Source organism: Streptomyces sp. NBC_00988 (genome assembly GCF_045162645.1).
GTDB lineage: Bacteria > Actinomycetota > Actinomycetes > Streptomycetales > Streptomycetaceae > Streptomyces.
This window is the reverse complement of the sequence record NZ_CP108730.1, coordinates 8,878,046-8,890,334: the sequence shown is the minus strand read 5'-3', so window position 1 is coordinate 8,890,334 and position 12,289 is coordinate 8,878,046. Positions and strand designations below refer to the sequence as shown.

Here is a 12,289-nt window from a genome sequence, read left to right as displayed (position 1 = left end):
CCAACGTACAGCGAACATCCCTCACGTACTCAGGCATTTTCCCCGTGCCCTCCCCCATCGGGCGGCCGTGACGATCAGCGTTTCTTGCGGCGCCGGGGCACGGCTGGTAGGACTGTGGCGCGCCGTCACCGTCACATGTTCGATTCTGCGGGGGTTCATGTGGTCGCCACGGCCTTCACCTCCTCGTCGCGGCGGCGGCCCGATGTTCCGGACCCAACTCGGCGGCGGATTCCGGCAGTTGCCCGGCGGGTCGCGCAGCACGGGCTGGTGCTGGCCGCTGTTTCGATGACCGTGCTGTTGTGTGCGACGGCGTTGGCCGCGCTCGCGGCACTGGCGGGGAGTTCGGTGCAGGCCGGGGCCGTACGGCGGCTGGCCGCTGATCCCAACGCGCAGGTGAACGTCAACGCGGCCTACCGGGCCGGCGGGATGGCCGCCGCCGACCGGGATGTGCGGGCCGCCGCGGAGCGGGTGTTCGCCGGGGTGCCGCAGCGGACGTATGTGGGGCTGCTCGGCACATCTCCCGTCTCGGTGACGGGGATTGACGGGGTTATAGGACCGCCGCGTGGTCCCGGAGGCAGCGGGTTGCACCCGGTCGCGGTTCAAGACGGGGGCAGGTTCGGGCAGTTGGTGGCCGGGCGCTGGCCCGCCGGTACGGCCGACGCCCCGGCCGGTGCCTTCACCTCGCTGCCCGATGTGCCGGTCGCCACCGGGTCCACCGCGCCGGTCGACACGGCGGTGCCCGACGCGCTGGCCAAACGCCTTGGTATCAGGCCCGGTTCGAGCCTTCGGGTGCAGGACGCCTTCAGCCGCCCCATGACGCTGCGGGTCACCGGGGTCTTCCGGGCGACCGGCGCCGTCGGGTTCTGGCCCGCGATGGCCGGTGACCTGACCGAGGGCGAGACCGCCGACCAGGATCTGCTGGTGGTCTCGGCGTCGGCGCTCAACGGCAGCGCCGTCCTGAACGGCCATCTGACCGCCCACTGGAGCGTGCAGCCCGATCTCTCGCGGCTCGACGCGGACAGCCTCGCCGGGCTGCACGACCGGCTGCGCGCCTTCTCCGGCAGCCAGAGCGGGGTGTCGGTGTTCGGCGGGCGCCGGCCGTCGTTGGACGACCTGACCGTGGCCTCCGGACTGCCGGGCGCCATCGACGACTTGACGGTCCCGACGGTCGCGGCCCGCTCCTCGCTGTACCTGCCCGGCGTGCTGCTCGCGGTCCTCGCCCTGGCCACCCTGGTCCTGGCCGCCCGCCAGCTGACCGAGCGCCGACGCGACGAGCTCGCCCTCCAACAGGCCCGTGGCGCGGGCACGTTGAGGTTGCTGCGCGGCGCTACGGCCGAGTGGGCGCTCACCGGCGTACCGGCCGCCGTGGCCGCCCCCTTCCTGGCCGGGCTGCTGCACCCCGGCACCCGGGGCGCCGACGCGTGGACGGCCGTAGGACTGACTCTGCTGGTGCACGCGGCGGCGGTGCTGCTGCCCGTGCTGCCGTCGGCGCGGTCGCGGCCGGCTCGCGGCGCGCGGGCCGCCGCCGCGCAACGGCTGGGTGCCGACCTGGCGTTGCTGGCCGTGGCGACGCTGGGGTACCTGGAGTTGCGGCGGCACCACTCGCTGATCGCCGACGTGGGCACCGGCAGCGCGTCCGCGGACCCGGTGCTGGTCCTCGTGCCGACGCTGGTGGCGGGCGCCGCCGCGCTGTTGTTGCTCCGGCTGCTGCCGCTGACGTCGCTGTTGCTGGACGCGTTCGGGCGGCGTAGCCGAGGGCTCGTACTGGCCCTGGCCGGCTGGCAGTTGAGCCGGCGGGCCGCACGCAACGCGGGGCCGGTGGTGCTGATGTGCCTGGCCGTGTCGGTGAGCGCCTTCGCCACCACCTCGCTGGCCTGTCTGGGCGGACTCGCGTCCGAGCAGGCCGCGTTCACCGTCGGCGCGGATGTGCGGTTCGACCCGTCGGCGGACGACGGTTACCCCTCGGCCGTCCTGGCCTCCGCCTATCGCGCGCTGCCGGGGGTGACGTCCGTGACACCGGTGACGCGGTCGACGGTGAACCTGCCCGGCGGCGCCACCGAGGACCTGGTCGGCACGATCGGCGGGCCCGCGCCCCACACCCCGTCACCGGTCGTCCCCGGCATCCGGCTCCCCGGGCGGCCGACCGCGCTGCTGCTGGACGAGCGGCTGAGCAGCGACGGCAACCGTGTGGCACCGAGCCTCGAACTCACCGTGCAGGACGCGTCCGGTCTGGTCAGCGTCGTATCGGCGCGACTGCCCACCGCCGACGGGGCCAGACATACGGTCGTGGTCCCGCTCGGTGTGGCGCTGAGCGGGGGCCACCCGCGGGCGTATCCGCTGACGGTGACCGCGGTCAGTGTCCTGCCGCAGCCGAACGCGCGTCCCGCACGGCTGGACCTGGACCTGATGCGGATCGGCGCGCGCGGCACGACAGACACCGCGGACACCTCGGACACCTGGGTCTCCCAACTGCCCGGCGGGCAGGCCTGGTCCGACGGCACGGACCACGCCGCCGACTCCACCGAGGGTGCCTGCAAAGGGAAGTTGACCGACACCTACAACCCCGGCACCCCCGGGGTGTGCGCGATCGTGCCCGGCGGCTCGACCGTGCTCCGGACCACCGTCAGCACCGGCATCCGCCCCTCCCAGGCGATCTCGGACGCCTTCGGCGGTCTGTCCGACAGCGACTACGCCACCCAACCCGGCAGCCAGGTACGGCTCGTGGCGGGCCCGGCGGGTGGTCCGGCACCGCTTCCGGTACGCGCCGACACGTCCACGCTGCGCGCCGCCCGCCTGCACATGGGCAGCACCACGACACTCGACCTGGGCGGCGGCCGGATCACCGCCAGGATCGTGGGCAGCGTCGACTCACCGCCCGGACTGGGCCGCGGCCAGGGCCACTTGATCGCCGACCAGCGCCAACTCGCCACCGCGCTCACCCTGGCCGGAGCCGACCGGCAGGACCCCGCGTTCTGGTGGCTGAGCAGCACCGACAGCGAGCGTACGGCCATTGCCGCCGAGGCACAGCCGGCGCTGGGCGGCGTCACCACCACGGCACGCACCGCCGCGTCCCTGCAGGCCGACCCGTTCCACGCCGGGCTGCGCCGGGTGCTGGAACTGGTCCGGTACCTGGCCCCCGGTTTCGCGGTCATCGCCTTCACCGTGCACGCCGTGGTCTCCACCAGGCAGCGCCGCAAGGAGTTCGCCCTGCTCCGGGCGATCGGCGTCCGCGCCACCAGCCTGTCCGCACTACTGGGCGCCGAGCAGGTGGGGTTGGCGCTGTTCGCGGTGGTGCCGGGGGCTTTGATGGGGATGGCTCTGGCATCGGCGGTACTGCCACTGGTCACCGTGGACGACAGCGGAGAGGCCCCGTATCCACCGCTGCCGCAGGTCATTCCCTGGGGCACGGTGGCACTGACGGCGGTGGCAACTGCCTTGGCCATCAGCATGGTTGTGCTGGGGCTGGCGCGGCTGTTGGCCCGGGTGGATCTGGTGCGGGTGCTGCGGGCGGGAGAGGACCGTTGAGTCGGGGGGTGCACGGTCGGAGAGGGCAGGCGGTGACTCAACTCGCAGGCGCGGGTGCGGTATTGAGGCGACCCGAGGCCGTACACGACTGGAGAGGGCAGACGGTGACCCGATCCGCAGGCACACGCGTGGAGTTGAGGCGACCCGTAGAACCGGGCACTACCGGAGAGGCCCGACGGTGACCCAATCCGCGGGCACGCGCCCGGAGTTGACGCGGCCCATGCGGCGGGCCGCGGCGGTGACACGGCGCCTGATCCGCAAGGAGACCCGCGGTGACCTGCCGATGCTGGTCTGCCTGGCGGTACTCGTCCTGGTGCTGACGGCGCTGTGCGCGTGGGCCCCTGCCCTCGCGGGCCGCCAGGAGGACCGGGCACTGCGGCAACGTGTCGCCGCCGCGCAGGCCCAAGCCCCGCTCATCAGCCTGAGTACCACACCGGAGATCTTCAACACCTCACCGCCCACCGTGGACATGGCCACCCTGCTCGCCGCCGGCCGCACCCTCACCCACCCGCTCAGCGGCGGAGCCGCACGGCACCTGTCCTTCACCGGCGGCGGCAGCTACGACTACGACCCGGCGTCGCTGCTCTCCCCCCGCCCGCCGGGTCCGGCGAACACCAGCACCCAACTGACGGTCAGTTACCTGCCGTCCGCGCGACCCCATCTCCGCTACGTCAGCGGTCGCGCGCCCGCCGACCACACCCCGCTGGCCACCGCACCCCAGATCGGTCTGTCGCAGGCCACCGCGCAGGCGCTGGGCGTCCGGACCGGCAGCCGACTGAGCCTGGAGTTCGCCAAGACGCCGGGGGCACAAACCTCGGCGCCACAAGCCGAGTTGGTGGTGAGCGGCGTCTACCGCACCACGGCCACGACCGACGACTTCTGGACCGGCCGCGAGACCCTGGACCAGCCCTCGCGCTACCCGGCGGAACGCTCCACCGGCACCGTGCTCGCCGTCCGCGGCCTCGTCGGCCGCGACGCCGCCGACCTGTTGGCCGGTGCCGGGGTGGGCGGCCCCCGGGTGACCTGGCAGTTGCGCGCCGACCTGTCCGGGGCGGCGCTCGACCGGGCCCGCGCGCTGACTGGTCCGCTGTCCCACTACAGCGCGGACCTGAGCGCCGCCCTGTGCCAGGGCAGCGACTGGGTCACCGGCGACATCAGTTGCCAGGTCGGCGGCCAGTCCACCCAGTCCCTGCTGGTGACCGACTCCCTTACCCCGCTCCTCACCACGTTCACAGCCCAGGACCAACAGGCCAGAGCCCTCGCGACGTACGCCGTCGACGCGCTCGCCGCGGTCACGCTGGCCACCGTCGTCGTAGCCGTACGGCTGCTGCTGCGCCGACGCCGGCCACACCTGCGGTTGCAGCGCGCGCGGGGCGCGTCCACCGCCCGGCTGGTCCTGCTGCGCTGCGCCGTGGCCTGGCCGGTGGTGCTGGTCGCCGCGCTGCTCGGCTGGGCGACCGGCGGGGCCCTCGCCCCCACCGGCACATCCGGCTCGCCTCAACCGTTGTCCGCCGCCCTCGTCACCGCGGTGGTGCTCCTGACGGTGCCCCTGATGACCTGGCTGGCGGTCCGCGAACCCCGCCGCCCCGGCCGACTTCGCCGCACGCGCCGCAGAACCGCCGTAGGCCGACGCGTGGTCCTGGAACTGACGGTGCTGCTGGCGACGGCGGCAGGCGTACTCGCGCTCCGCTCACAGGGCCCCGACGGAATCCTGGGCGCGGTACCGGTACTCGTGGCGCTGGCCGTCGTACTGATCCTGCTGCGCGTCTACCCGCTCGTACTCCGCCTGGTGCTACGGCAGACCCGTCGCGGCCGGGGCGTGGTGGGCTTCGTGGGCGCAGCCCGGGCCGCACATGACGCCCCGGCGACCGGACTGGCCCTGTTCGTCCTGGTGTTGACCCTGGGCACGGCGGTCTTCGGGGGCCTTGTGCAGCGTACGGTCGACGACGGGCTGGCCACGGGGGCGGCGTGGAGCACCGGTGCGGACGCTAGCGCGACGGTGGCCGGGACCGTAACTCCCGCCGGGACCACGACCGTTGCGGGGACCGCCCTCCAGCGCCTACGCACCCTCGACCTCGCCGGACAGACCGACGGCGCCGTCGTCTCCCAGGTCGCCGTGATCACCGTGGACCCCCGCCAACTCACCGCCCTCGCCCCGAAGTCACCGCTGGCCGCCGCCCTACGGTCCGGACTGACCGCCCCGCCCGGAACCCGGACCGGTGCGAGCACCCCGCTGCCGTCCTTCCTCTCCCCCGGCCTCCGGGCGAGCGAGCGCACCGGTGGTTTCACCACCACCATCGTGGCCCAGGGGAAACCCCCGGTGAACCTGACCCTCAAACCGGTCGGCACCCTCACCCCCGCCGAACTGCGCGACCCCCTCCTCGGCCCGATCACGGCGCAGATCCCTGCGGGAACGCTGATGCTGATCACCACCGCCGCCGCAGAGCACCTACTGCCCCAACAGGCCTCGGGCAGCACGGTGTTGCTCCTCAAGAGCGAGGGCAAAGGCGACGGTTCCGCCGCCCCCAGTCCCACGGCACTGCGATCGGCGGCAGCCAAAGCCCTCGGCCCGCTGGCCCAGATCCGCGTCCGCTCCGAGACCCTGAGCGCCCTGCGCGCGGACGGCCTCACGCAGGGCCTCGGCACGATCTACACGACCAGTTCGATCCTGGCCGCGCTGTCCGGCCTGCTCGCGCTCGCCCTGGAGTTGACCCTCACCTCCCACGAACGCAGCCGCACCACCTCGTTCCTGCGCACACTCGGGCTCGGCGGCAAGGAGGCCGGGGCGATCCACTTCCTGCAACTACTGCCGCTGGCGGTGGCCTCAGCGGTGGGCGGCACCCTGCTCGGCCTGCTCGAACCCCGGCTCCTGGCAGGGACGTTGGACCTACGGCAGTTCACCGGCGGCCCGGCCCAACCGGCCCTGCACACCGACTACTCACTGACCCTCGCCCTCGTCGCCGGCGTGACCGCCCTGATCCTGGCGGCCGCGGCGACCGAGACGGTGCTCGCCCGCAGGCGCCGTCTGGGAGCCGTACTTCGCCTGACCTGAACGCCCCCTGAGGCCAAGCCAGTTACTGCACGCTCTCAGTGCCGTCAGTGCCGTCCGCCTCGGACTTCGCCCGCCGCGCCGCCTCGTCGGGCCACACACCGATGTGGTCGGTCTCCAGAGCCAGCCGCACCCGCTTGCGCAGATGCAGCCGCTCGGTGAACTCGCTCGGCAGTTGCAGCCGACCGCTGGCGTCCAGCACCGCGTACTCCTCGGCGGTGAGCACCTCGACGCCGTCCTCATCGGTGGCGACCCGGCGCAACACCTCTGTGGACGTACGGCCGTTGCGGATCCGTACCGTCCGCTGGACCTGCTCGGACACCAACGCGTCGTGGGTCACCACGATCACGGTGACGCCCAACTCCTCGTTGGCCCGGCGCAGCGCGGCGAAGACCTCGTCGCTGGTGGCGGTGTCGAGTTCGCCGGTGGGTTCGTCGGCGAACAGCACCCGGGGCTCGTTGGCGTTGGCCACGGCGACCGCGACCCGCTGCTGCTCACCGCCGGAGAGCGTGTCGGGCGTACGGTCCCGGCAGTGGCCGACGGACAGCAGGTCGAGCAACTCCTCGGCGCGCGCCCGGCGTTGGGACCGCTTGATCCCGGTGTACGTCATCGGAAGCATCACGTTCTCGGCCGCCGAGAGGTACGGCAGCAGGTTCCGGGAGGTCTGCTGCCAGACGAAACCCACGGTCCCCCGACGGTAGTCGAGCCGCTCGCGGCGCTTCATCGAAAGCAGGTCGTGCCCGGCGACCTCGGCCGCACCCGCGGTGGGCACGTCCTGGCCGGAGAGTATGCCCAGCAGGGTGGACTTGCCGGAGCCGGAGGCCCCGATCACCGCGATCATCTCGCCCTGGGCCACGGCCAGATCGAGCCCCTGCAGGGCCTGCACCTCGACGCCCTCGGTCTGGTAGATCCGCACCAGGTTCTCGCAGACGACCAGCCCCTCCTCGCGCCGCGGAGCTGCGGCCGCGACGGCCCGCCGCCGCAGCTCGTCCAAGTCCGGTGCCCCGGTGGGCTGTTGGTGAACTGCCACACGGTCCCCCGAGGAGATGAAATGGAGCCTGCGGATAACGATGTCGGAATGGCGGTGTCGGAACTGCGGCCAGGGTAGTGCGGCAGACCGACGATCCCGTCAGCTGTCCTCGACGATCCGCCCGTCACGGAGTTCCAGCACCCGGTCGGCCAGCGCGAGGAGTTGGGTGTCGTGGGTGGCGACGAGCGCGGTGACCGACTCGCTGCGGACGACGGCACGCAGCAGGTCCATCACGGTGAGCCCGGTGTCCGCGTCGAGCTGGCCGGTGGGTTCGTCGGCGATGATCAGGGCCGGGTTGTTGGCGAGCGCGCGGGCGATCGCGACCCGCTGCTGCTGGCCGCCGGACAGCTCACCGGGACGCTGGTCCGCGTGGTCGGAGAGACCGACCAGGGAGAGCAACAGCTCGACGCGGGCCTCGCGTTCACGAGCCGCGACCTTCCGCAGGCGCAACGGCACCCCGACGTTCTCGGCGGCGGTCAGAATCGGGATGAGCCCGAAGGACTGGAAGACGAAACCGATCCGGTCCCGGCGCAACGCCAGCAACTCGTCGTCACCGAGCCCGGCCAGGTCCGTACCGTCCAGGGTGATCCGGCCACCGTCCGGAGTGTCGAGCCCGCCGACGAGATTGAGCACGGTGGTCTTCCCGGACCCGGAACGCCCCCGGAGAGCGACGAGTTCACCGCGCGGCACGCTGAAGGAGACACCGCGCAGGGCATGAACAGCCGTGTCACCACTGCCATAGGTGCGGCGCAGATCCTCGACCACCACCATCGCGCCGCCCGCCGCCGCCCCGGCATCCGCGACAGCGCCACGCCCACCGAACTGCTCGCTCACACGCCCTCCCCCACCCCGTCCCGGTCCTGCAACCGCACCGTACGGTACGCCGACCGCCCAAGTCCCCGTTCCCGCAAGGCGGAACGACTCCCCACCCGTCTCAGAGCGACGCCCCGCCCGCCAGCCGCTCCACCGTCGTGACCGTCTGGTCGAGGATCGTGTCGTAGAGACGCGCATGGGCGGCGGGAAGCCCGGCGAGGAGAGGGCGCAGGGCGTCCGCCGTCGGGTCGGGGCCGGGGAGTTCGTCGAGCAGGGCCGTCATCTCCTCGTCCGGTCTGCGGTAGCCCTCGTAGACGGCGTGGCCGAGCATCGTCGAGGAGATGAGGGTTACGGCGAGGGCCAGGTCCTCGGCGGAGAGGCCGGCCGGGGTGAGGATCTCGCGCAGGCGGGTCAGGCCGGGAAGCCAGGCGGGGTGCCGGGTGGTCGTCATGTACGGCATGAGCTGCGGGTAGGGACGGAGGTTGGCCTGGCCCGCCCGCATCCAGGCGCGGAGGCGGTCCGGCCAGGGGCCGTCGGCGATGGGGGCGCGTTCCATGGCTTCCAGGACGTGGTCGGCGGTGGCCTGGAGGAGGGCGTCGCGGTCCGGGAAGTAGCGGTAGAGGGCCATGGGGGCGGCGCCGGCGACGTCGGCCACGCGCTTGATGGTGAGGGAGACGGCCGGTTCGGCGAGCAGTACCTCGACCGCGCCCTCGATGATCCGCTCCCGCGACAGCCGGGGCGGGCGCCCCCTGCCCCGGCGGCCGGAACCCGTCGCCACCTGCGTCATCCGCTGTGCCTCTCCGTCCGCGACAGCCGTGCCCGGACAGGGGAAGGCTACCGCTCCGGCAGTTCTAGATCCCGTCTCCGTCTATTTTGTGTATGCCATACGAAAAACATGCCAGACTCGTTTCGTCCAGCCCCGTGTCGCACGCACCAGCACGCATCAGCCGGAGGCTCCGCCATGTCCGCGTCCAGCTCCCCCTCCCCACCCGTTCCCGTCGAGGGGGTCGGTTCGTCCCGCTCCGGCGCTGTCGTCTGGGTCCTGGCCCTCGGCGGGATCACCGTCTCGCTGATGCAGACGCTGATCATCCCGATCGTGCCCGAACTCCCCAAGCTGCTGAACTCCTCGCCGTCCGACGCCACTTGGGCGATCACCGCGACCCTGCTCGCCGGTGCCGTCGCCAACCCGGTCGTGGGGCGGCTCGGGGACATGTACGGCAAGCGGCGGATGCTGCTGCTCAGCCTGGTGCTGCTGATCGTCGGGTCCGTGATCGGCGCGCTCAGCGACACGCTCGTGCCGATGATCGTCGGGCGGACCTTCCAGGGTGTCTCGATGGCCGTCATCCCGCTCGGCATCAGCATCATGCGGGACGAACTCCCGCCCGAACGGCTGGGATCGGCAACGGCGTTGATGAGTGCGTCGCTCGGTGTGGGCGGTGCGCTCGGGCTGCCGACGGCCGCGTTCATCGCCGAGAAGGCGGACTGGCACGTGCTGTTCTGGACGGCCGCGGTGCTCGGCGCCGTCGTGGCCGCGCTCGTCGTGACGCTCGTACCGGAGTCGGCGGTGCGCAGCGGCGGCCGGTTCGACGTGGTCGGCGGTGTCGGGATGTCCATCGGTCTGGTGTGTCTGCTGCTGGCCATCTCCAAGGGCGCGGACTGGGGTTGGGGCAGCGGCACGACAACGGGCCTGTTCGCCATGGCGGTCGCGGTGCTGCTGGTGTGGGGCTGGTGGGAGCTGCGTACCGTACGGCCCCTGGTCGACCTGCGTACCAGCGCGCGCCGCCAGGTCCTGCTCACCAATCTCGCGTCCGTGGTGTTCGGCTTCGCCATGTTCGCGATGTCGCTGGCCGTGCCGCAGCTGCTCCAACTCCCCACGCTCACCGGCTACGGCCTCGGCCAGACCGTGCTCGCGGCGGGGCTCGCGCTCGGCCCGTCCGGCCTGGTGATGATGGCGACCGCACCGCTCTCCGCCCGGATCTCGGCTACGGCCGGACCCAAGGTCACCCTGATGCTGGGCGCGCTCATCGTGGCCGCCGGTTACGGGCTGGGGGTCGTCATGATGGCCGCGGTCTGGCAGGTCGTGGTGGTGTGCTGCGTGATCTCCGCGGGCGTCGGTTTCGCCTACGGCGCGATGCCCGCGCTCATCATGGGCGCCGTGCCGCTGTCCGAGACGGCCGCCGCGAACAGCCTCAACAGCCTGATGCGGTCCATCGGTACGTCCGCCTCCAGCGCGGTGGCCGGAGTCGTCCTGGCCCACATGACGACGAGCTTCGGCTCCCTCACCGTCCCCTCCCACAACGGCTTCCGCGTGATCATGGGCATCGGTTCCGCGGCGTCCCTGGCGGCCCTGGTGCTGGCCGCGTTCCTGCCGGGTCGGCGGGCGCCCGCCCTCGCGGAGGTACCCGCGACAGCCTCCGCCGGCGCGGGAGCGCCGAGTTCGAGCTAGGGCCCGATACGGGCGGGGCCGGTGCACCCCGCCCGCACAGCACAACTACCGGGCCTACGACGGGACTACGCCAGCTGCGTCTGCACCTGGGCCGAGATCAGCTCCAGGTGGTCCAGGTCGGCGAGGTCGAGGACCTGGAGGTACATGCGCTCGGCGCCGATCTCGGCGTAGCGGCCGATCTTGTCGACGACCTCGGACGGGGTGCCCGCCAGGCCGTTCTCCTTGAGTTCGTCGACCTCGCGGCCGATCACGGCGGCGCGGCGGGCGACCTCCTGGTCGTCCTTGCCGACGCAGACGACGAGGGCGTTGGAGTAGGTGAGGTCGTCGGCCTTGCGGCCGGCCGCCTCGGCGGCGGCGCGGACCCGGCCGAACTGCTGGGCGCTGTCCTCGACCGAGGCGAACGGCATGTTGAACTCGTCGGCGAACCGCGCGGTCAGCTTCGGCGTGCGGATCGCGCCGTGGCCGCCGATCAGCACGGGGATCTTGGCCTGCGTCGGCTTGGGCAGCGCGGGCGAGTCGGTCAGGTCGTAGTGCGTGCCGTGGAAGTCGAAGGTGTCGCCTGGCTTGGTCGCCCACAGGCCGGTGACGATCGCCAGCTGCTCCTCAAGGCGCGCGAACTTCTCCTTCGGGAAGGGGATGCCGTACGCCGTGTGCTCCTGCTCGAACCAGCCCGCGCCCAGGCCGAGTTCGACCCGGCCGCCCGACATCTGGTCGACCTGTGCGACCTGGATGGCGAGGACGCCGGGGAGGCGGAAGGTGCCGGCCGTCATCAGGGTGCCCAGGCGGATGCGCTTGGTCTCGCGGGCGAGTCCGGCCAGGGTGACCCAGGCGTCGGTGGGACCGGGGAGTCCGTCCCCCGAGCCCATGCTCAGGTAGTGATCAGAGCGGAAGAAGGCGTCGAAGCCCAGGTCCTCGGTGGCCTTGGCCACGGCGAGCAAGGTGTCGTAGGTCGCCCCCTGCTGGGGCTCGGTGAAGATACGCAGATCCATGGTTCCATCCTGCACGCCCGGGTCCCGGTCAACCCCACCGGTCCCTGCGGCCCATCTCGTGCCCGGTCGGGTGAAATTGCGTCAACCGTGCGCACGGGGGGCGCCCGCGCCAGTGACCGGCCCCGTTGATGATCGTTGGCTCGGGCGGAGCCGGACCGCCCGGATTCCCGCACCGGCAGGACGACGTCGGGGCGTCACCCGCATCGGCCTCCTCCTCAGCGTGGAGGCCACGGGCCGAGGAGGCCGTCATGTCCGAAGAAGCCGTGCCGCAGCAGGGTGGACCTGCACAACCGAAGGGGTTGTTGCAGCAGATGGAGGAGCTGATGGCGTCCCTGAACGCGGACCTGTCAGCCCTGGACGCGGATCTGCAGTCGACCAGCAGCACGGGGTCGGCACCCGCCGAGGAGAGCGGCCAGCTCGGCTGACCGGTCCCCCTC

8 protein-coding genes are annotated in these 12,289 nt (G+C 72.4%); 4 read left to right on the top strand and 4 right to left on the bottom strand.

Features of this window, described 5'->3' with window-relative positions; genetic code table 11:
• The first annotated feature begins 135 nt into the window (after positions 1 to 135).
• Together OG496_RS40775 and OG496_RS40770 are read left to right on the top strand one after the other, a co-directional pair.
• A complete protein-coding gene (locus tag OG496_RS40775; protein ID WP_405974412.1) occupies positions 136 to 3,525 on the top strand; it encodes an FtsX-like permease family protein in 3,390 nt (1,129 codons plus the stop codon).
• A gap of 178 nt (positions 3,526 to 3,703) precedes the next feature.
• A complete protein-coding gene (locus tag OG496_RS40770) occupies positions 3,704 to 6,577 on the top strand; it encodes a hypothetical protein (RefSeq protein ID WP_405974411.1) in 2,874 nt (957 codons plus the stop codon).
• 22 nt (positions 6,578 to 6,599) lie between these two features.
• On the opposite strand, the gene OG496_RS40765 is transcribed toward OG496_RS40770, so the two are convergent.
• From OG496_RS40765 to OG496_RS40755, 3 genes are all read right to left on the bottom strand, one after another.
• Complete coding sequence (locus tag OG496_RS40765) at positions 6,600 to 7,568, bottom strand: ABC transporter ATP-binding protein (RefSeq protein WP_405976810.1); 969 nt, start codon at positions 7,566 to 7,568, stop codon at positions 6,600 to 6,602.
• 135 nt (positions 7,569 to 7,703) lie between these two features.
• Entirely contained in the window at positions 7,704 to 8,375 is a 672-nt protein-coding gene (locus OG496_RS40760) for an ABC transporter ATP-binding protein (RefSeq protein WP_366493441.1), read from the bottom strand.
• Positions 8,376 to 8,538: 163 nt separating this feature from the next.
• Positions 8,539 to 9,204 (bottom strand): TetR/AcrR family transcriptional regulator, encoded by a 666-nt coding sequence (locus OG496_RS40755; RefSeq protein ID WP_405974410.1) that lies wholly within the window; start codon positions 9,202 to 9,204, stop codon positions 8,539 to 8,541.
• A gap of 174 nt (positions 9,205 to 9,378) precedes the next feature.
• Between OG496_RS40755 and OG496_RS40750 the strand changes: the two genes are divergently transcribed.
• Positions 9,379 to 10,863: an MFS transporter gene (locus OG496_RS40750; protein WP_405974409.1), complete on the top strand. Its 1,485-nt coding sequence runs from the start codon at positions 9,379 to 9,381 to the stop codon at positions 10,861 to 10,863.
• A 65-nt stretch (positions 10,864 to 10,928) separates the two neighbouring features.
• On the opposite strand, the gene OG496_RS40745 is transcribed toward OG496_RS40750, so the two are convergent.
• Complete coding sequence (locus OG496_RS40745; RefSeq protein WP_405974408.1) at positions 10,929 to 11,852, bottom strand: LLM class F420-dependent oxidoreductase; 924 nt, start codon at positions 11,850 to 11,852, stop codon at positions 10,929 to 10,931.
• A 248-nt stretch (positions 11,853 to 12,100) separates the two neighbouring features.
• Between OG496_RS40745 and OG496_RS40740 the strand changes: the two genes are divergently transcribed.
• A complete protein-coding gene (locus tag OG496_RS40740; protein WP_366493288.1) occupies positions 12,101 to 12,277 on the top strand; it encodes a hypothetical protein in 177 nt (58 codons plus the stop codon).
• The last annotated feature ends 12 nt before the right edge of the window (positions 12,278 to 12,289 follow it).